This window comes from Shewanella nanhaiensis (genome assembly GCF_019457885.1).
Lineage (GTDB): Bacteria > Pseudomonadota > Gammaproteobacteria > Enterobacterales > Shewanellaceae > Shewanella > Shewanella nanhaiensis.
Genome location: NZ_JAHZST010000006.1, coordinates 1 through 20912 on the forward strand (window position 1 = coordinate 1; position 20912 = coordinate 20912).

Consider the following 20912-nt stretch of genomic DNA (forward strand, 5'->3'; position numbering starts at 1 on the left):
TAAGATGAAATGTGCTTTTACCTAAATCAATCCCTATAACGCGAAAGTTAGACATGATGACCACCTCTTCTTTGTTAACCAGACAAACTGGAGTTTAACACTAGGTTGGGGCGTACCATCTTATTAACTTGCTGACTTGCCTGATAGCAAGTTTCAAATATCTTTTGAATTGGTTCATTGGGCGGGTTTGGTATTTGATGGTATCTAGGAAACCATAGCTTCAATCTTGTTAATTGCTTGCAGCATGCCTTATGTGTGAATACTTCTGCGGGACGCTATGAATATGTCCCTATACGCTCGACGGTGGCATCCCTGCCACCAACGCCCACAGCCGCATTCACACCTGAGTGTTTATCTCTTCGAATTAGGCTTTATAGTTATGGCACATTTTTGGACAAAAGCTTGCTGACTTGCCTGATAGCAAGTTTCAAGTCTCTTTTTGATTGAGTTCATTGGACTGGGTTTGTGTTTGACTAGTTTGCTGGAAACCATAGCTTTATTGTTATCTATAGCCTGCGGCTCGCATTGTGTGTAAACACTTCTGCGACACGCCGCAAGCACAATCCCTGTGGGCTCTGCCGTGACATCCATGTCACCACAGAAGGTCGCAGCCGCGTTCACACCTAGTTGTTTATCTCTTCGATTGAGGTTTTGGGTTTCAGCTAATTTTTGGACAATTATTGGTTAGAATATTAGGTCTAGTTTGGCTTACTTCATTCAACCTTCCAGTAGTACATCAAGGCTTGAACCCAGTCGATTTTTGCCTTTAATAACTAGGCCATATAGATAACTTTGCTTATTTTACTCTGACCCCAAATAGCTTCCAAATAGCTCTTTTTTAGAGGTGATTTTAGCCAATGTTAAAAATCATAAATGCAAAAAGAAACACACTAAATAAACATACTAACCTAACAGCCCAAATAGGCAAAAGAACTGTTAAGTATTTAATTAAAGCTTCTAATTTATGAGTACTAGCAATCATAATAATTAATACGGCAGTTAATGATAAACACCCTAAAACCAAAAAGATAGCTGGAAAAGTAGTTGTTTCCGCTGACAAAATTAAGGAAATACCCAGCAAAAGTCTAATTGAAAGATCAGTATACCTTGCCAATTTAGACTTTATAAGAAGTGGCATCCAATCGATTAATTTTTGGGGAGAATGGATACAGAAAGTACTTAGTAATACCATCCCAAAAGAGATTAAGATAATTATTGATTGCCAAACGGTATAACTCACTCCATTTACCTCTAATAGCTCATTGATTTGAAATAGAATAATGTTCCAGATTGCTCTTCTATTTTTAGTTAACTTATCACTGCTAACAGACAGATGTAAATTGATTGCTTTTGTGAGAATCAATGAAAACATGCAAGTGCAGCTTATCTTGTTAGGTCTGTATTGACCTCTCTTTGCCTTCTCCTTGCTTAGTAAGGAATACTCTAGTGGAGAGGAGGTTGTGACCGTCCGTGACGTGGCCGTTTTATGACATCAGCCCTATATGGACAATGGAAATGTGAAAAAATGTAGGGAACAATTTTGACCATAAATCTCGTTCATGATCTTATATATTTCACTTATCGTGTCACTGAGGTCATTTAGAGCAATGAATGGTCGACCTTCAAACTTTCAATTTTCAACCCAATACCAAACCAGCCAAAAGCTAATTAAGAAAAGTTAGTCAGACTTCATTCGAAGGCTGACTAACTTTTGAAGGCTGATACATTCTTGAAGGGTCTTATCAGTCGTCTAACCAATCCATATTGGGTAGTGCGTCCAAATGCTGGTCGTAGCGCTTTGCGTTAAAAGAGGCCCCGTTTTCCATGATATCGAATATTTCGACGGCTAGTGCGCAGGCTATCCATTTAATCGCTTCTTCACGAGGTGTTCCTGTCATGACTAAACGCATCAAGGTCGCTTTGACCTTTTTAGGCTCTCCATCGGCTATCTGGTTTTCGACTGTTTCAATTAATGTCTCTTCAGTCATGTAGCTGTCTTGTTGGTCGTCCACTATTATTTCTCTGTTATCTACTTAACGCCATTATGCCACATGCATAAGCAAAGATAGGCTCGCTATATTAAAACATAAGTACCCTGTTACTACCGGCGAAAGAAAAATTAGGAATAACACTAGAAATATCAACATATTTTTTCATCCATGTTATGAGGTAATTGTTTTGTTCAAATGCTCTGTTTCACTAAGCCTCTGTACGATGCAAAGCTAGGACAGCCATATTTTTGAGGGAGCAAAATCGAAGAGGTACTCTTGCTTAAAATCAGCAGGTGTAGGTGCGGCTGCGAGCTTCAAAAACAGGGATGTTTTGGTAGAGCCCACAAGGACGTGCTTGCGGCGTCTCGTAGAAGTACCTGCACATACCCGCTGGAAAGCGATAGGTTACAATTAAGGTGCGACTCACAAAAAGTAAGCCAACACCAAAATCAGCTTAAAGTTAAACTAAGAAAATGTAATTAGAAGGCTAGCCTTCCCTTAGTTCTCGTCTTAGGATCTTACCGACCGTTGATTTAGGTAGGGCGTCAACAAATTCGATAATGCGAGGGACTTTATAGGCGGTTAACTGTGCTCGGCAGTAACTTTCAAGCTCTGCTCTGGCTGTTTCATGGTCAGCGCTTTGATCGTTTAATACGATAACCGCTTTGACCTTTTCGCCTGCACGTTCATCTTTTACGCCGATAACGGCACACTCTAAGATAGCGTCGTGGTTGGAGAGCACATCTTCAATCTCGTTGGGGTAGACGTTAAAGCCTGAGACGATGATCATATCTTTGATACGGTCGACTATTTTATGGAAGCCGTCGTTGGTTGCTACGCCGATATCGCCAGTTTTAAAGAACCCATCTTGGGTCATCACCTTGGCTGTTTCCTCTGGTTTGTTCCAGTAGCCTTGCATCACCTGAGGGCCGCGTACTGCTACTTCGCCACTTTCACCTAGTGCTACTTCGTTATCGTCAGTATCGAGAATTCTGACCTCGGTACCAATGACTGGCTTGCCTATGGTGCCTATCTGTTCAAGCCCTGGTGAGTTAAGTGACACAACCGGCGAGGTTTCAGAGAGCCCATAGCCTTCAGAGATGGTGCAGCCTGTGGTCTGTTGCCACACATTTGCCGCTGCTTGGGTCAGGGCGGTGCCGCCTGAGATGGTCACTTTGAGATGAGAAAAATCTAAGGCTTTAAACTCTGGTTGATGACAGAGGCCAACAAAGAGTGTGTTTAAGCCTGCGAAACCAGTGAATTTATAGTTAGAGATGGTTTGGATCAGGGATGAGATATCTCTGGGATTGGGGATCAGTACCGAGCAGGCACCTCGCTCGAAATAGAGCACCAAGTTCACCATAAACGCGTAGATATGGTAGATGGGAAGGGGAGCAACGAAGATCTCTTCACCTTTGATAAGCTTATCGCCGACACGGGATTTTATTTGCATCGCATTGGCGATAAGGTTGCCGTGGCTCAGCATGGCACCTTTAGAGAGCCCCGTAGTGCCTCCTGTATATTGTAGGGCGGCAAGTTGCTCAAGTTGGCTGGTAATTGGCTGGTAGTTTAGTTTAGCCCCTTGGCTCAAAATATGATGGAATGTCAGTGTCGCAAAGGGAACCTCTGGTTGAGGCTGAGCTTGCTCTTGTGGGGCGTGTAGATCAAGAGCATGGGTTGAGATCACTGTCTCTATATCGGTTTTGGCGACCACGTTTGTCAGGGTGGGCAGAAGATCTGAAAGTACCACTAATGCTTTGGCGCCAGAGTCGTTAAATTGATGAATGAGTTCACGCTCGGTATAGAGTGGGTTAGTGTTTACTATCACCATTCCTGCTCGTATTGCACCATAGGCGGCAATCACAAACTGAGTAATATTGGGCAACTGGATGGCGACGCGATCACCGACGTTTAAACCTTCAATGCTCTGGAGGTAGGCGGCAAAGAAACGGGAGTCTCGCTCTATTTCGCTAAACGATGTGTGGTGTCCTAGGCAAGCGTAAGCCGTTTTGTCACCGTATCTATCACTGGTCTGCTCTATCAGGTCGATAAGAGAGGTGTATTGGGTGAGGTCAAGTTGCTGATCTGAGTCATACGCCATGTTGATTGCCCTTTTAAAGTATTGAAGACTTTCTTAAAAACACCGTTTGTCTGCTTTGAGCTTTTATTTTTATAAAATCAAACAGGTGTTTAGATTAGTGCTAAGAATAGCCTTAGGTCAATAGGAATTGTGAAATAGATCACGGTTGAAATACTTGCTATCAGCTTGTAAGGGTTAGAGTTTATACTCAGCTTTAGTTTGAGAAGATATTTTTATTTAGCAAAGTATGGGGTTAGCACGTAACCCCATGATGCTAGCAGGCTAGAGCGGCCCAAAGAAGTTGGATTGTTGAGATACACGACTGTCAGTTTGGTTGATGTCGGTGACAGAGAATATGATGGCGGTGCGTGTCGACATAAGCTGATCGATATCGGTTTTAAGTGTGACTGGATAATCCAGCTGCTCTCCAGGTTTTATCACTAGCTCAGCGTTACCCACTAACATAAGCTGCGGCTTGTCTATTGAGAGTCGATACTGCCTGGTTTGCTGGGTTTTATTGCGTATTTTTAGGGTGTAGCTGTTCTCTATCTGGCTCTGGGCCGTTTCGCGGTATAGATTTTGCCTGTCACGAAGCACATTGAGCTGTATATCGCTCTTATTAGCCATGTCTACACCTATCACAACTAACATGATAAGGGCTGAGAGGCCGTATCCGATAAATTTGAGTGAGGTAAAAATAGGCTGGCTTTTGCCTTTAAGTGAGTTCTCACTAACATAGGATATGAGGTTTTTTTGGTAGCCAAATTTCTCCATGGTTTGGTTACAGGCATCGACACAAGCGCCGCAGTTGATGCATTCATATTGTAAACCGTTGCGGATATCGATCCCCGTTGGGCAGACATCGACGCAAAGGTGACAATCGACGCAATCGCCTAATTCTGTTTCCTGCTTGCGCTTCCTTGCTCCTCGGCTTTCACCTCGGTTGGCATCATAGGTCACCGTTTTGGTATTGGCGTCAAACATCACTGATTGAAACCGAGAGTATGGGCAGCAGTGCAGGCACATCTGCTCGCGCATCCAACCCGCATTAAGATAGGTACAGATAGCGAAAAACCACACCCAAGTAGTGACCCAAAAACTGGCTTCTAAGCTAAATATATCGCTATAGAGCTCCCGTGCGGGAACAAAGTAGGCGATAAAGGCGCAGCCTGTCAGCAGGGCGGTGAGCCCCCAAGCTATGTGTTTAGCCACTCTTTTTACTATTTTTTGACGAGTCCAGGGGGCTTTGTCTAGTGCGATCCGCTTATTTTGATTGCCCTCTAAACGTGTCTCTATCCAGACATACATAAATGTCCATGCGGTTTGAGGGCAGAGGTAACCACACCAGACTCTGCCCCAAAAGACTGTGGTAAAGAAAAGCAGAAAGGCTGCGGCAATAAAGACCCAAGCTAACACAGTAAAATCCTGAGGCCAGAGTGTGGTGCCAAAGAAGATAAATTGCTGCTCACTTAAGTTGAACAGTATGGCTTGATTGCCTTGGTAAGAGATAAAAGGCAGTAGAAAAAAGAGGATAACAAGTAGGCTGTTAGTCGCGGTGCGTATTCGTTGGAACCTCCCTTTCTGCTCACGAATATGGATCTGACCCAAGGCTAATGGTGTTTTCTTACTGAGTTTGGCCGATTGATGTGCTGGAGAGATGGGGAGCTCTCTAAACTCAATGCGCTGCTCAGTCGCTGGGTGCCTATTCACAGCTTGAGTGGAGGAGGCGGTGACGGGATCGATATTGTTATGGCTTGTTTTGTTATTGCTCATCTGAACTCTCTAAGGGGGAAACATACTCAACACTTCCCTCACTCATAGCAAGCAGTAGGCCAAAACGAACTATTGATAACCTTTTGAATTTAATCGGTTTAAAATTGTTTATGTAACTGTTGACTCACGATATATCGCATATTTTTGATATATCGTGCTTTATGTAAAGATGGCAGGTTTATACTGATTGGTATTATAGAGGTCGCTCAATATTTAGTTTTTTCATGCGAGATCTGAGTGTGCTAGGGGGCAAGCCTAAAGCTGATGCTGCGCCTAACGCACCAGAGATCCGCCATTTTGTTTGCTGCAACACGCGAGTGATATGTTTCTTCTCCATCTCAGCTAAGGTCTGATTGGTTGAATTTGAGCTTTGCTTCTGTTGGGGGGGCTGAATGGCTGGCAGCTGCGTAAGTTTAAGCACAGGGCTTTGCGAGAGTATGGTTTCTCGTTCGAGTACATTTTGAAGTTCACGAACATTACCCGGCCAGGTGTGTAGCATCAGTTTTTTCAACCCTTGTTGACTGACTCGGGTGATCTTTTTACCCAACTTCCTGTTTAAATCCTGAATTAAGTGACTCACTAGCTCAGGTATATCACTGAGTCTATCCCTTAAAGCGGGAACCTGAATAGGGAACACATTGAGACGATAGTAGAGATCCATACGAAATAGCCCCTGCTCAACCCGTTTAAGAAGATCATGATGAGTGGCGGTGATAAGCCTTATATCAACCTTAATGGTTTCACTGCTACCAACTCGCTCAAACTCCTGCTCTTGAATGACCCTAAGCAGCTTAGACTGGGCTTCAAGGCTAAGCTCCGCCACTTCATCTAGAAACAAAGTCCCCTTGTTAGCCAGCTCAAATCGACCTTTACGCCGATTTGTGGCTCCGGTATAGGCACCTTTTTCATGGCCAAAAAGTTCACTCTCCAGTAAACCAGCTGAGAAAGCAGCGCAGTTAACACAGACTAGAGGTTTATCTGCACGTTTACTTAGTTTATGTAAGTTACGGGCGACCAACTCCTTACCTGTTCCGTTCTCTCCACTGATAAGTACGGTACTTTCTGTATTGGCAACGAGTTTAATCTGCTGAATTAACTGTTTTATTTTAGGGCTGTTACCTGAGATCCCTACATCTCCTGTTCTATCCGCTAGCTCTAATTGAAGGTATTGATTCTCTGAGGAGAGGGTTTCTGAAAGGGCTTGAACCTGCTCTAGGGCTTCTCTGAGAGACTTTTCTGTTTGTTTCTGAATACTTATGTCACGAAATATCGCGACTACACCCATCATCTTCCCATCTTTATAAACTGGGGTCGAAGTATAATGCACAGGGAAGCTAGAGCCATCCTTGCGCCAGAACACTTCATGACTGATCTCACGGGCAATACCATCATTGAGCGTGTTATAGATAGGGCACTCTTCTTTAGGGTAATGACTACCATCGCTATGGCTATGGTGATGACAATTATGGATATTCTTCCCTAGTAGCTCTTCGGCTTTCCAGCCTGTCATCCGCTCAGCTGCCGGATTAATAAAGACCGCATTTCCCGCTAAGTTAAAACCATAAATCCCCTCACTTACCGCATTTAGGATAAGTTGATTCTCGGGCAGGAATTCAGATTGAAGCGACACTATTTGGGCTTTGGTTGTGGGCATAGGGTTAATTTGTCATTCAGCAGTACTCTGGTAGTTAGCAGTATAGCGCTTTTTATTTATGTCACGAAATAGCGTGGATGAGTTTGAGTATGCTTGGTGATGATGAATGAGTTCTTATTCTTTTTCTGACTATCTAGGCTCATTTTAAGCATTTTTTCATTAAAGCTAGGCTCTTAATCTGAGGTGAACAAAATTTCAGCTAAAACATACTTGGTAAAGGGGTTTAAAAGCCATTCTTGTGTTTTTAATGTTAATTAATTGTTTCTTTAAGTGGTTGAATAGTCGTGGAAATCATTTTTACTACCATATTTACCTAATTTAGCAATGGTAATTCTGAAACTTTTGTTATAGAAATGTGTCAGGAATGTTTTACGTTCCCGTGGGGTTACTTGAACTTAAAAGGCCAATTCAAATGGTTAGGTTTGGGTAGAGACGAGATAAAAAATAATAAAGAGAAAAATGATGACAATAAGAAACAGGAAGAAGTTTGGCTTCAATGCCTTGAGCTTTGCTGTATCAATGGCGCTAGCTGGAACACTCGGATCCTCTGCGGCATCGGCTGCAGATGATAAAGATAAATTGGAAGATGTTGAAAAGATTGCGGTGGTAGGCTCTCGTGCCACACCAAGATCCATCGGTGACTCAACAGTTCCTATCGACATTATCAGTGGTGATGATATTCGCAAGTCTGGTAACTCAGATATGCTGGAAATATTAAAAGGTGCAGTCCCTTCACTTAACGTGCACTCAAATCCAATCAGTGATGCAGCAAGTTTAGTCAGACCTGCGAACTTACGTGGTTTATCAGCCGATAGTACTCTTATCCTACTTAATGGTAAGCGTCGTCACCGCTCCTCTGTGATCGCCTTCCTAGGTGGTGGTATTAACGATGGTGCTCATGGCCCTGATATCTCAGTTATTCCAAGTATTGCCCTTAAGCAGGTGGAAGTACTTCGCGATGGGGCTGCAGCTCAATACGGTTCAGATGCGATTGCCGGTGTGATGAACTTTGTACTTAAAGACAATGCTGAAGGCGGCTCTTTAGAGGTGAAAACCGGCGAGTACTATGAAGGTGATGGTGCAACAACTGAAGTGTCTGGCAACATTGGTATGCCACTAACAGAAGATGGCTTTGTTAACTTGAGCTTCCAGTATAAAAATGCCGATCCAACCAGCCGTAGTGTACAGCGCCCCGATGCGCAAGCATTTGCAGATGCTGGGCTAGATGTGGCCAATCCTGCTCAGATCTGGGGCTCTCCTGAGATCAAAGATGATATCACCCTGTTTGCAAACTTAGGCTTAGATCTCGATGATCATTCAGAGGCTTACCTTTTTGGTAACTACTCGGAGCGAGACGTTAAAGGTGGCTTCTATTACCGTAACCCCCATAACCGCCCTGGTGTTTACTCAAATGATGACGGTGCAACACTGTTAGTTGGGGACTTAACTCCTGGTCCAGTTGGACAGGTCAACGATGGGCTTGGTTTAGGCGATGGCATTGATTGTCCTGTTATCAATATCACTTCTGCAGATGTTACTCAGCAGCAAGACTATATTGATAATGTTCAGAATAACCCTAACTGTTTTGCTTTCAATGAGATGAATGGGTTAGCTGGAGGTTTTACTCCTAATTTTGGCGGTAATATTGTCGATACCTCTCTTGTTGCCGGCACTAAAGGTGAATTCCAGATGGAGTTCCTTGAAGGCATTTTATATGACTTTAGTGGTTCATATGGCAGCAACGAGTCTAGCTATAAAATTGTCAATACCTTAAATGCGTCCATGGGGCCTGACTCGCCACGTGATTTTAATCCAGGCAAATACATTCAGACTGAGTGGAACTTTAATGCCGATTTTGTCAAATATGTCGATTGGGGCTTATCTGATGACGTGAGTATCGCGACGGGCCTAGAGTGGCATGATGAAACCTTTGAAGTGGTTGCTGGTGATGAGGCTTCATTTAAAGTTGGCCCACTATTCTCACAAGGTTTTGGTATCGGCTCTAACGGTTTTCCTGGTTTTCAGCCATCAGCAGCTGGTGAATATACCCGTAAGAACAAAGCGATATACCTAGATACCAGCATGCCTATTCTTGATAGTTTAGTGGCTGAGTTTGCCGTGAGATATGAAGATTATGATTCGTTCGGCTCAACGGTCAATTATAAACTGGCGGCTAACTGGAACATTATCGATGAGCTTGCGGTTCGTGGCTCCTTTAATACAGGTTTCCGTGCGCCAACAGTTGGTCAAGCGAATGTGAGTAATGTACAAACTAACCTATCTGGTGGTGTATTGGTTGACTCGGCACTATTGCCGCCGACTAACCCTATCTCTGCACAGCTTGGTGGTACAGAGCTCACGCCTGAAGAGTCAAAAAGTTTCACTTTTGGTACGGTTTATACTCAGGGAGATTTCTTCTTAACAGTTGATTACTACAACATTAAGGTTGACGACCGTATTAGCCAATCTGAGAAGATTGAGTTAACCGATGCTGATAAGGCAACCTTGAAAGCGGCGGGCGTACCTAATGTTGATGGTCTGTCGCAGGTGAGTTTCTTTACCAATGATTTTGATACCACCACTCAAGGTGTTGATATTGTTGCTAACTACTCTGCTGAGTTGTTTGCGGGCGATTCAACCTTTGCGCTGGCCTATAACTGGAATAAAACGGAAGTTGACAGATACACAGATATTACTGGTGACTTTAAAGTTTCTCGCCTAGAGAACGATCTGCCAAACCACCGTGCTACCTTCACTTGGGGACAGAGCTGGGATCAGTTTAACCTGTTTACCCGTGTGAACTATTTCGGTGAGTATCAAGGTGTGCATGTTGATTACGATGCTACGATCAATACAGGTGAAGCAGCGGTGACTGTAGATATGGAGCTGAGCTACTTTATCAATGACTCCTTCAGTGTTGCTCTGGGTGCGCAAAACTTGTTTGACCAAGATGCCACTGAGATCGACTTTACTCCTGCGGGAGCTGCTGAGTGTGGCGGTTGTACCAATAACCAATGGGGTGGTATCTATTACGAGACATCGCCATTTGGCTTTAACGGTGGTTACTACTACCTTAAAGGCACCTACACCTTCTAACTTTTTTATTATGGTTAGTTAATCGTTTAGCTAAGAGTTTAGCTAAGAGTTTAGTTAAGTGATAAGTCAGAGCCCGAACCAATGTTCGGGCTTTTTACTTCCATCGTTTGACGCTAATGCTATTCATTAAACTTACTTGCAAACACTAGGTGCAACTTTTACCATCCAACTAACTTTTAAAGAGGCGTTTAGCGCTCTTTTATTCGGGAGAGCACCATGAGTTTTACTGCTTGGCTGGGATTACTGGCTATCTGTTGTTTAGGGGCTATGTCACCAGGCCCAAGTTTGGCCATGGTTGTCAGGCATACTTTAGGTGGCGGTAGAGGCAAAGGAATAATCTGCGCTTGGGCGCACTCTATTGGAATAGGTATCTATGCGCTAGTGACACTATTAGGTCTGGCAGTTGTACTTAAGCAAGCGCCCATGGTGTTTAATGGCATTGCCATCATAGGTGCTCTTTATCTTGCTTGGATGGGCGTTCAAGCCTTGAGATCCAAAGGCGGGATGTCAGATAAGCTAGCCGCAGGTGAAAACACCAGTGCATTAGAAGCTGCCCGCGACGGTATTGCTATTTCACTTTTTAACCCTAAAATCATGCTGTTCTTTTTGGCGCTGTTTAGTCAGTTTGTGATGGTTGCTGATAACTTAGTTGGTCAGTCACTGATTGTATTAACTCCCCTCGTGGTAGACGGGCTTTGGTATACCATTATCGCCTTAGTATTGTCCCATCAATCTGTATTGCCTAAGCTGAGGTCGAAGGCGGCATTGATCGATAAGTTATCCGGGGTTGTGTTGATCTTGCTTGCGGTGCGGGTATTGGTGACTATTTAGTTGTAAGTTTCGAGTTGCGAGCGTTAACTCGCAACTTTCTTAGCTCTGCCTAGAGTTCGCAGCTCAAAAGGTTTTAGCTTTTGAAAACTTGCACTGCGTCATCTTGAGCAGGCTCTTCTGCAGGCTCAGAGTGAGAGACTGGTGGGTGCTTGATATGATCATCTAAGTTGTCGTTGAGCATCGCTTTGTACTCATTAACGAACCACTCAAGGGCATTCTCTTTCTCAGCAGCTAGATCGGCAGACTTTAGTGCGGCTTCAAAGGCGTTAAAGCGCGAGGCGGCAAAACGTAATGCGGTACCGACTTTGCTAACATCTTGCTCTTTAGCGCTTAGCTCATTGGCTAGGGCAATAAATTGATCGGCTAACTGAAAAATGGTGGTCTCTTTACCTGCTTCTGACATGGTGCCTCTCTGTTTACACTCGGGTTAATATTTTTGGTTTAATATGGATTTTAACTTAATTTAGCCTTGAAGAAACCATAGGGTTTAACTATTGGGATCTTTATCGATGACGACACTGCCGTCGCGAGAATCATAACTGATGCTTAGGTTGAGATTATCTCTGTAGTCAAAGCGGCACTGGTTTGGCGAGATATAGTTCGCCTTATAGTCCGTTTCATCAGTTGATGTGCTGTTTGATACACTAGGCTCGTTACCAGCAAAGATGGTTTCCCATACTGAGATACAATCCTCGACATTATCTAGCTGGGGGGATGCTTCATCATCGGTGAAATAGTGTTGAGCGGGCCAGCCAATAGCATTAAAGTCCATCTCTCCCTCCTCGCCGTCACCAAAGGTAGGGAGGTTTTCTGCGGGGCCAGAGCCCACACGCACAGCCCAAACACTCCTTGCCAGGTTGATCCCAGATTTAAATGCGCCACCCGTACCAGCGACGGTTGAAACATGAGCATCTTCAGAGAGATTAATAAATTTTGGTAGGGCGACCACTGAGAGGATCCCGAGTATAATGATCACCACAACAAGCTCTATCAAAGTAAAGCCTGCGTTTTTGGTTAATGCTCTGGATGGAGAGTGGTAATGCATTTTTAAATAAGCCCTGTGAAATCTAATCTGGGATTATATCACTTTTTTGAGGCTCGCATTATGGTTTGCGGGTCTTATACCAATCTGTATTACCTAAAGATGGATGATGAGGAAAGTATGACACGAGTAAAAGATTGGGATAGTTTTCTTGCCGCAGAGAGGGAGCAAGACTACTATAAGGCACTGCAAGCTTTTGTCTCGACAGAGCGTGCAAATGGAAAAGCTGTATTTCCCCCTGAAGATGAGGTGTTCACGGCCTTTAACCTGACCCCACTCGATAAGGTCAGAGTGGTGATTATAGGCCAAGACCCCTATCACGGGCCAGATCAGGCTCATGGTCTCTGTTTTTCGGTTAAGCATGGTATTAAAACGCCGCCCTCTTTGGTGAATATGTATAAAGAGCTAGCGGCCGATATTCCTGGTTTTACAACTCCAGAGCATGGCCATCTCTCCGATTGGGCTGAGCAGGGGGTCTTGATGCTTAATACTGTGTTGACGGTAGAGCAAGGCAGGGCACATTCACATGCAAAATCAGGTTGGGAAACCTTTACTGGACATGCGATGGAGCTGTTAAACCAACAAACATCTCCTATTATCTTTATTTTATGGGGCGCTCACGCCATTAAAAAAGGCAAAGCTATCACAGGCAAGCAGCATCATATCTTATCTGGTCCACATCCATCTCCTTTATCCGCGTACCGAGGTTTTTTTGGCTGTCAGCACTTTTCGAAAACCAATGAGATCTTAACCTCGCTTGGAACCCCTGAGATCAATTGGCAGGTTTAGTGGTCTGATAGAAAAGGAGCCCTATGGCTCCTTTTTATATTTGGATATTTGGATATTTGAATACTTTTTTATATTTGGATATTTGGTTGCTGTTACTGCTCTTTGGCTAAGCGATAATACTCCGCAAGCTCACCTGTGATGCGTTGTCCCTCTTTGTCTAACATAAAGAGTTGATTCTCTCCTACCTGATATTGGTTACCGGATTGATCGCTTCCGTTAGCATGCAGAGTGATTGCTGCGCCCGCTTCATTCCATTTAAGTTTGCCCGTCTCAATAAAGCGTTTACTGCTTTTTCCCAGATAGATAGTGACAAGCTTGTAGGTGTTGTCATAGTAGAGGATAAGCTCTGTTTTAATCCCTTCACAGCTGGCACAAGGGGTGATGCCTGAATAACGACCGTTCCAGTCTAGCGAATTTTGGCTATTATCTTCGACGGCAATCACGGGCGTCACTTCTTCGCTTTTTACACTCTCCTTGATGGGCTTAGGAGCAGATTTACTGTCGGTCAAATCTGAGCAGGCTAAAATGGTTAAAGCCAAAAGAGGTAGTGTAATTAATTGTAATTTCATCATTATCCTTATGAAGCCATTTAGCAGAAAAGATTAAAGCAATAATCTAATGCTAGACTGTTTTAAGCCACTGGTTTTCTGTAAATGTCATATAATTTATTGGTAGCAGCATACCTCAAAAACGGGAGGATAACAGAAATGAGTTTAAAGATAGCTTGTATAGTCGTTTTGATGCTTGGTTGGTTCGCTCCTCCTGTATTTGGAGTCGATGAGAAAAAGACACTGAACATTGTCTCCACCAACTACCCGCCTTTTTATAGTGACAGTTACCGCAGAAATGGTGCGGTAGGTTATATTGTTGCAACCGCCTTTGGGCGCCGCGGTTATCATGTCTCCCATAAGTTTTACCCTTTTACCCGTGCTACCTTGCTGGTTAAAACGGGTAAAGCAGATGGCATAGTTGGGCTCTGGTATCGCAAAGAGCGTGAAGAGTGGGCGGAGTATTCGCAACCTATAGTGCCGTTAAATATCGTACTCTATAAACGAAAAGACAGGGATATCAGCTATGAGCAGCTCTCCGATCTGCGAGGATTACGTATAGGGATAGGTCGAGGGTATGCTAATCCTGTTGCCTTTACTCAGGCTAAGCTGTTTACTGAAGAGTCCAGCTCGGATGCGTTGAATATGAAGAAGCTGTTTCTTGGGCGTGTCGATCTGGTGTTGATCGGTCGAGAGCTTGCCCGTTATCTTATACGAACAGGCCCAGATGACTATGCTGATGCCTTTGAGGAGGTAGGGATGTCATTGAGTACTGAAGTGTTCCATTTTGGGGCGTCTAAGCAGATCCCAGGTTACCAACACTTAATCAAGGAGTTTAATTTGGGGCTAGAGAGTATGAGACGAGATGGCACCTTAGATAAGGTGCTCAAAGAGTATAAGATCACCTCAAATATTGAGTCTGCACCACTCAAAGTTAACGCACGCTAAAACTTCCATATCTTAGTGGGGGTGATAATCATTGGTAGAGGGATATCCCAATACTCGCAGGGTAAACTGTCGACTTGCTGACAATCGTGGGCATAACCAATAGGAAGTGGCGACCCCATTCGCTCCCAATTCACCAGTGTTCTGTCATAAAAACCACCCCCCATCCCCATACGATTTCCTACATCATCGAATGCCACCAAAGGAGTGATTATCACATCTAATTGGTGGGGCTGAATCATCTGAGTGATATCCAGTTTAGGCTCCCAAATCTTAAGGGAGTTTTGTACCAAGCTGGTGTTTGGTCTATAGGCTAAAAAAAGCAGGTTGCCTCGGCTAAAAGGGTGAAGTCTTGGTAGATAAACCTCGATACCATTTTGCCATAAGATCTCAATTAAAGGCTGGGTGTCCAGCTCGCCATCATTGGTTAGATAGAGGGCTAGACGTTTTACCTTGAGCTTCTCAAGTTGAGCAAGCATATGTGCACAGGCTTGTTGACCAAAACAAGCTTGTTGCTCAGGGGAGATATTGCGTCTGGCTGCGCGAATATTGGCTCTTATCTCACTGCGTTTAATGTTCGCTGAACTGGTCATCTTTTGTGAGGGAGTGGTTCCTTGATGCAAAGTGGTCGCCTTTTTCTAATGCTACTTAACCAGCTTAACACTACCCATCCATTTGGATAAAGGTAATGGCGCGTTTGTTTAATTGAATTAAGCCTTAAAAAATAGATGAGATCATCTGCATCCACTCAGAGATCTTGTTCGTATAAGTGGTAGTTATTAATTAAGAGAGCTATTTATGAAAACCACTTTTGCTATGCTAATTTTATTCATCACCCTACTAAGCTCAACTTCGGCCTCTGCGCAATGGGCACTAGAGTCAAACTCAGCTGAGTTGAACTTTTTATCGACCAAGGTGTTGATGAATAAACAGAGCATTACTGAAATTTCAGGCTTTAATACACTATCGGGCAGTGTTTCTGATGATGGGAGATTCATGTTAACGGTTCAGCTTGAGAGTGTGAATACTCAAGTACCAATTCGAGATCAACGTCTGCGTGATTGGGTATTTCAGGTGGAGAAATACAGCAGAGCCGAAATTTCAGGTCAGATATCCAAAGCTGAGCTGAAGGCGTTAGTGGTGGGTAAGCCTATGGGAATTACTCAAGAATTTATATTGAAAACACATGGGAAATCGCTGCCATTAAAGGCTGAACTACAGTTAGTGGAGAGTGCCGATGGGGCACTTCATGTTTCCACTCTTACGCCTATTTTGCTTGATGTAAAGCAGCTGGATATGAACCTTGGAGTTGAGAAACTCATTGAGGTGATGGGCTTAGCATCCATTAACCAACAGATCCCAATTACATTTAATGGCACCTTCACTGAGCGTTAATGGGTCGATAACTGGTCTCATTTAAAAGAGATATTAAGAGAGCACTGTAATTGAACGAAACTGATGAGATGTTATTAGCGCGAACGGCGATGGGAGATAGAGAAGCATTTAAGTCTCTATACTTGAGTCTTTCACCTAAGATTTTCCCTGTATTAATGCAGCTGATGCACGATCGACAGTTAGCTGAAGATCTGCTTCAAGACACTTTTGTGAGGATCTGGGAGCAAGCCTCCCGCTACGATCTGAATAAAAGTGGAGCTTATACCTGGAGCTACACTATTGCCCGTCACCTGGCACTGGACAACCTGAGGCGCAGCTCGAAACGTCGAACAGAGCAGTTTACGGGAGCAGAGATTGAACTTGAAGTGATGGAGAGCAAGATGTTTTCATCCAGTAGTCATACCCAAGGCAAAGTCGATAACTGTTTATCCCAACTTAAAGGTGATCAGCGCCAAGCTGTGATCTTGAGTTACTGTTATGGTTATGAGCAGCGAGAGCTTGTGGGTGTCCTGTCACACCCGCTAGGAACCATCAAGTCCTGGTTAAGGCGTGGAATGGAGTTTATGCAACAATGCGTATCCCACTAAGGTATCACGACCCAGTTTTGCAAAAACAGCTGATTCATAGTTATGTTAGCGGTTTGATGAGCTATCGGGCTCGACTGCGGATGAGAGGGTTACTGCAACAGCTGCCTGAACTAGAGGCAAAGCTGTTAATTGCTGAGGCCGATTTTCAACTGCTCAATGCAAATCTGGAGCAGGCTGCACCTAGTGCTAAGAGCTGGACACAGATCCAATCACGGCTTGGTTGGCAAGTCGAGCGTTGGTGGCAAAAAATTAACTATTGGAGAGCCGCCTCAGCCGCATTATCGCTCTCTTTGCTTATGGCAATTACAGTGCAGGTTTATCATCCTGAGCAGGATGTTTTGTCAGAATATGTTCCCATCAGTTATGTCGGTATTTTAAATGGTGATGATACAGAGGCAAGTCTGGCGGCGGCAGTTCATCGCGCCACAGATGCAGAAGATGCTCCTTGGATGATGACCCTGCATCTGACTCAGCCTTGGTCTGAAACAGCCGAGTCTGCTAGTTTATGGATCACCGATAGCCGTGGTCGTAAACGCTCAATGGGGCAGGTTCAAAGCCAAGATACCCAGCAGTTTCAGCTGACAGACTCCCAATGGCAGTTTATTCAAGGTGCTGTTTGGATGGAGTTGATCGCCGATAATAGTGGCGAGGTGATTTTGCAGGGCCAATGCCTCTCACTAAAAAAGTGGCAGAGCTAAAATATAGCAATAATTTGTGTAGTCCATTTAGCGCAGGAGAGCACAAGAGTAGAGTGGACACTATTTCGCTTTAGCTTTAAGCTTGTTAGCGTAATAAGAAGACAGAGCCTCTATTTAGCAAAAATAAAAGGATGTCATTATGCGCCAACCAAATGGATCTATGCTTTTGTTCACTCTTCCCCAAAACTTACTCATAAGTAACGTCACTTCATGAGCAATCTTTCTCATCGCTGGCCACATCTCCTGACGATATTGTTACTAGCATTGACCTTGGCGCCTCAAATTTCCCGTGCATCAGATATCGCTAACAGTGTTGTTGGACGAGAAGATAACCGTTTTGTTAATGGTGGTTACTTTGAGCTGGGAGCGAGTGTTTATGGGGTGAATAAAATTGATGTTCGACAAACAGATCATCAAACCATACAACCTTCATTGCTGATAAGTGGCATGTACCAGTACAAAGGGTTATTTGTTGAGATGCTACATCAATCTCAAGATGGCATTAATCTGGGGTATAACTTTTGGAATTCAGAGAACTGGTCGCTCGACCTTCTAGTCGCTAATCTTCAAAGCTCTTGGGCACGTCCAGAAGGAATCGATCCTAAAATGCTCAATGAGGCTGGCCGTGATCTCTATTTGATGTCAGAAGAGTCCATCTATGTTGGGGCAGGCTTTCGTGCCACACGATATTGGGATGATCACTACGTATTTCAGTATCGCATAGTGAGTGATTATTATGATGGTCAAGGCCTTCAAAGCTCAGCCAGATTAGGAAAATCTTGGCAGGTTCGCAACTGGAACTTCCATGCACTGGCCAGTGTTGAATACGCATCGGCGACCTTGAACAATCACCTGTTTGGTGTGAGTAGCGATGAGGCGACAACGCGATTCCCTGAGTATCACCCCGATAGCTCGTTTCATTATGGTATGGAGTTTGGAGTTGCTTATCCTCTGAGCGAAAGTCTTGTATTCCGTGCCATGTATCGCTTCAATGTACTGTCTGACGAAGTGACTGACAGCCCCTTTAATCAAGCTGGCCATGTGTCGTTTTTTAACGCCTCAATCAGCTATGTATTTTAGGCGGCGTATGGATAAGTTAAGCCTCTGGTTACTATTATTCTGTTTAATCATTCCTTTGCCCGTATTAAGTCAGGAAGGCTCAATCGTGTTTACTGCAACCCCTGAGCGATGTGTTGCGCTGCACAAGGGACAGACCTGCTATCAGGATGTACTGTTTCAGTGGCAGACACCGCAAGTAGGTAGTTACTGTTTAGTTATGTCGAAAAGCCTGCATCAATTAGCCTGTTGGAATGGTCAAACAATACAGAAGTATCAATATAGTTTTGAAGGCGACAGTACAACAGCTTTTAGCTTGATCCGAAATGATGAAGCTGAGCCTTTAGCTGAGGTTAAGGTGGTGGTGACTTGGGTATATAAAGCACCTAAACAGAGTCAGTCTGGCTGGAGATTATTTTAGCTATGTCAGCAGAAAAGCATATCTTGGTCGTCGAAGATGATATCTCGCTGGCTGAGTGGGTTAGCGATTACTTACTCGATCATGGCTATCAAGTCACGGTTGCAAGTCAAGGAGACTTTGCCTTAGAGATGATTGCTGAGGAGCAGCCCGATCTTGTTTTGCTCGATGTTATGTTACCAGTTAAAAATGGCTTTGATGTATGTAAAGAGGCGCGTGCATTCTATGCTGGCCCCATTCTATTTATGACCGCTTGTGTCGAGGATGGAGATGAGATCCAAGGCCTAGAAATGGGGGCCGACGATTATCTCACGAAACCTATTCGTCCAAAAGTTATGTTAGCTCGTATTAAAGCGTTACTGCGCCGTGCCATCGATGACAAACTTAAGCAGCAGCTGGTATTTGAATCTCTTACCTTAAATGCAGCTGCTAAGTCAGTGATGGTTGATGATGAGTTGTTAGATCTTAATGCCAATGAGTTTGATGTATTTTGGTTACTTGCATTGCAAGCGGGAAAAGTGGTTAGTCGTATCGACTTAGTGTCTGAGCTTCGTGGTATAGAGTATGATGGCCTTGATCGCTCGGTTGATATTCGAGTGTCACGATTACGTAAAAAATTACAGGATGCCAAAAGTCAGCCCTATAAAATCAAAACCATTCGCGGAAAAGGCTATCTATTTTGCCGCGACGATGATGAAGCTATGTTATGAAGAAACTCATCGCCTCACTGGTTTTAGTGGTGTTAGCCTCAATTGCCAGTTTAGGTTGGTCGATTAGCGAGTTTGCAAGCCTGCACAAGCCCGATACAGAAGCACTTACAACTGTTGAACACATAAGAGCACTGAAATTGATCGGGGTTGCTTTAGCGCAAAGTCTAGACAATGAGCAGGCCGATGACAGTTTTATCGATAGCTGGAATCAATCCAATCCAGAGAAGCTGTCATTAATAGCCGAAACAGAGTTTATTCTCCCTTTATCACTGCAATCTCAGTTTAATACCGAGGCGTCTCTGTTACTTGAGTCAGCTGAAGGGATCTCGCTACATTATCGGTTACCCAATACAGGACAAGTGCTCAACATTAGCACCAAATTGGTGACGTCAACGGATGATAGTTTAAGTTTAAATAAGCTCTATACCATGATCTTTTATGTGGGTGTGGTTGCGATTTTACTCTTGTGGGTATCACCCTTGATCCGTCAATTGTTGAATCTAAGCCAAACTGCTAAAGCGTTTGGTATGGGGGAGTTAGGGCAGCGGATCACACTTAACAAGACCTCTTATATAGGTTCAATTGAGACCGAGTTTAACCGTATGGCGGATAGGATCCAGCAGTTAGTCGATGACAATAAACTACTGAGTCGAGCTGTGTCCCATGATTTGAAAACACCAATCGCACGACTTAGGTTTGGTATTGAGGTGTTAGAGGAGAATCAAAATGAGCAGTTACGAGAGAAGTACTTCCAGCGATTAAATCGAGATCTCGATACCATGGAGGAGCTGGTGATGACACTGCTAAGTTATGCTCGGCTTGATCAAGCTAATATTCAGCCAGACATTCAACCGATAGAGCTCAATGCGTGGCTAGAACAGAAACTCGCTGAACACAATAGCGCTGCTTGCTCTGTTAATTTTGTACCTTTGCCGCAGCCAGTCATTGTTAATAGCGATCCTAAATATTTATCGATGCAAGTGAGTAACTTGCTCAATAATGCTCAAGGCTTTGGTCAATCAAAGGCGCAAGTATTGCTAGTTGTCGAGGCGGATGAAGTGTGGATCCATATTGATGATGACGGTCCTGGGATAGATGCAGAGGAAGCTGAGCAGATCATTAAACCTTTTGTTCGCGGTAAACAGAGCCGTGATAACTCTGGGCATGGCATGGGGCTGGCAATTGTAAGCCGTATTGGTTTCTGGATGGGCTCAACATTATCTATTGGTCATGCTCCTACGCTTGGGGGGGCACGCATGTCACTTAGGTTTACATCTTTTAAAGGCTCAGAAAAATAGA

General features: G+C 44.0%; 20 protein-coding genes. 11 read left to right on the top strand and 9 right to left on the bottom strand.

Annotated features, from left to right (window positions below; translation table 11 throughout):
- Nucleotides 1–850: 850 nt before the first annotated feature.
- The 5 genes from K0625_RS09915 to K0625_RS09935 all read right to left on the bottom strand — a co-directional run bounded on the left by K0625_RS09915 (nucleotide 851) and on the right by K0625_RS09935 (nucleotide 7498).
- Nucleotides 851–1372: a hypothetical protein gene (locus tag K0625_RS09915; RefSeq protein ID WP_220109549.1), complete on the bottom strand. Its 522-nt coding sequence runs from the start codon at nucleotides 1370–1372 to the stop codon at nucleotides 851–853.
- A 370-nt stretch (nucleotides 1373–1742) separates the two neighbouring features.
- Nucleotides 1743–2012, bottom strand: coding sequence for a hypothetical protein (locus K0625_RS09920; RefSeq protein ID WP_220109550.1), 270 nt, complete (start codon nucleotides 2010–2012; stop codon nucleotides 1743–1745).
- 466 nt (nucleotides 2013–2478) lie between these two features.
- A complete protein-coding gene (locus K0625_RS09925) occupies nucleotides 2479–4092 on the bottom strand; it encodes an AMP-binding protein (RefSeq protein ID WP_220109551.1) in 1614 nt (537 codons plus the stop codon).
- A 261-nt stretch (nucleotides 4093–4353) separates the two neighbouring features.
- Nucleotides 4354–5844, bottom strand: a complete 1491-nt coding sequence (gene ccoG / locus K0625_RS09930; protein ID WP_220109552.1) for a cytochrome c oxidase accessory protein CcoG — start codon at nucleotides 5842–5844, stop codon at nucleotides 4354–4356.
- 193 nt (nucleotides 5845–6037) lie between these two features.
- Nucleotides 6038–7498: a sigma-54 interaction domain-containing protein gene (locus K0625_RS09935; RefSeq protein WP_220109553.1), complete on the bottom strand. Its 1461-nt coding sequence runs from the start codon at nucleotides 7496–7498 to the stop codon at nucleotides 6038–6040.
- Between the two features lie 462 nt (nucleotides 7499–7960).
- Here K0625_RS09935 and K0625_RS09940 point away from each other — a divergent pair, with 462 nt between their 5' ends.
- Both K0625_RS09940 and K0625_RS09945 read left to right on the top strand, forming a co-directional pair.
- The gene (locus K0625_RS09940; RefSeq protein WP_220109758.1) at nucleotides 7961–10594 is read left to right on the top strand and encodes a TonB-dependent receptor plug domain-containing protein; all 2634 of its coding nucleotides are present in this window, start codon (nucleotides 7961–7963) and stop codon (nucleotides 10592–10594) included.
- Nucleotides 10595–10810: 216 nt separating this feature from the next.
- Nucleotides 10811–11425, top strand: a complete 615-nt coding sequence (locus K0625_RS09945; RefSeq protein ID WP_220109554.1) for a LysE family translocator — start codon at nucleotides 10811–10813, stop codon at nucleotides 11423–11425.
- Between the two features lie 73 nt (nucleotides 11426–11498).
- Here the strand turns inward: K0625_RS09945 and K0625_RS09950 are convergent, their stop codons facing one another.
- Together K0625_RS09950 and K0625_RS09955 are read right to left on the bottom strand one after the other, a co-directional pair.
- A complete protein-coding gene (locus K0625_RS09950) occupies nucleotides 11499–11828 on the bottom strand; it encodes a DUF3144 domain-containing protein (RefSeq protein WP_012326576.1) in 330 nt (109 codons plus the stop codon).
- An 84-nt stretch (nucleotides 11829–11912) separates the two neighbouring features.
- A complete protein-coding gene (locus K0625_RS09955) occupies nucleotides 11913–12470 on the bottom strand; it encodes a pilus assembly FimT family protein (protein ID WP_220109555.1) in 558 nt (185 codons plus the stop codon).
- Nucleotides 12471–12587: 117 nt separating this feature from the next.
- Between K0625_RS09955 and ung the strand changes: the two genes are divergently transcribed.
- Nucleotides 12588–13256: a uracil-DNA glycosylase gene (gene ung / locus K0625_RS09960; protein ID WP_220109556.1), complete on the top strand. Its 669-nt coding sequence runs from the start codon at nucleotides 12588–12590 to the stop codon at nucleotides 13254–13256.
- Nucleotides 13257–13348: 92 nt separating this feature from the next.
- On the opposite strand, the gene K0625_RS09965 is transcribed toward ung, so the two are convergent.
- Nucleotides 13349–13825: a copper resistance protein NlpE gene (locus K0625_RS09965; RefSeq protein ID WP_220109557.1), complete on the bottom strand. Its 477-nt coding sequence runs from the start codon at nucleotides 13823–13825 to the stop codon at nucleotides 13349–13351.
- 138 nt (nucleotides 13826–13963) lie between these two features.
- Here K0625_RS09965 and K0625_RS09970 point away from each other — a divergent pair, with 138 nt between their 5' ends.
- On the top strand, nucleotides 13964–14752 hold the full coding sequence (locus K0625_RS09970) for a substrate-binding periplasmic protein (protein WP_220109558.1): 789 nt from the start codon (nucleotides 13964–13966) through the stop codon (nucleotides 14750–14752).
- On the opposite strand, the gene K0625_RS09975 is transcribed toward K0625_RS09970, so the two are convergent.
- A complete protein-coding gene (locus tag K0625_RS09975; protein ID WP_232847023.1) occupies nucleotides 14749–15372 on the bottom strand; it encodes a 5-formyltetrahydrofolate cyclo-ligase in 624 nt (207 codons plus the stop codon). The two genes, K0625_RS09970 and K0625_RS09975, sit on opposite strands and share 4 nt — an antisense overlap.
- 175 nt (nucleotides 15373–15547) lie before the next feature.
- On the opposite strand from K0625_RS09975, the gene K0625_RS09980 reads away from it, so the two are divergent.
- The 7 genes from K0625_RS09980 (at nucleotide 15548) to K0625_RS10010 (ending at nucleotide 20911) form a co-directional block, all read left to right on the top strand.
- Complete coding sequence (locus K0625_RS09980; protein WP_220109559.1) at nucleotides 15548–16144, top strand: YceI family protein; 597 nt, start codon at nucleotides 15548–15550, stop codon at nucleotides 16142–16144.
- A 50-nt stretch (nucleotides 16145–16194) separates the two neighbouring features.
- A complete protein-coding gene (locus K0625_RS09985; protein WP_220109560.1) occupies nucleotides 16195–16731 on the top strand; it encodes an RNA polymerase sigma factor in 537 nt (178 codons plus the stop codon).
- Nucleotides 16716–17429 carry a hypothetical protein gene (locus tag K0625_RS09990; protein ID WP_220109561.1) on the top strand — a complete coding sequence of 238 codons (714 nt, stop codon included), beginning with the start codon at nucleotides 16716–16718 and terminating at the stop codon, nucleotides 17427–17429. The genes K0625_RS09985 and K0625_RS09990 overlap by 16 nt, the downstream gene beginning before the upstream one ends.
- A gap of 210 nt (nucleotides 17430–17639) precedes the next feature.
- The gene (locus tag K0625_RS09995; protein ID WP_220109562.1) at nucleotides 17640–18509 is read left to right on the top strand and encodes a MipA/OmpV family protein; all 870 of its coding nucleotides are present in this window, start codon (nucleotides 17640–17642) and stop codon (nucleotides 18507–18509) included.
- A 7-nt stretch (nucleotides 18510–18516) separates the two neighbouring features.
- A complete protein-coding gene (locus tag K0625_RS10000) occupies nucleotides 18517–18906 on the top strand; it encodes a DUF3019 domain-containing protein (protein ID WP_220109563.1) in 390 nt (129 codons plus the stop codon).
- A 2-nt stretch (nucleotides 18907–18908) separates the two neighbouring features.
- On the top strand, nucleotides 18909–19613 hold the full coding sequence (locus K0625_RS10005; RefSeq protein WP_220109564.1) for a response regulator: 705 nt from the start codon (nucleotides 18909–18911) through the stop codon (nucleotides 19611–19613).
- Nucleotides 19610–20911, top strand: coding sequence for an ATP-binding protein (locus K0625_RS10010; RefSeq protein ID WP_220109565.1), 1302 nt, complete (start codon nucleotides 19610–19612; stop codon nucleotides 20909–20911). The genes K0625_RS10005 and K0625_RS10010 overlap by 4 nt, the downstream gene beginning before the upstream one ends.
- The last annotated feature ends 1 nt before the right edge of the window (nucleotide 20912 follow it).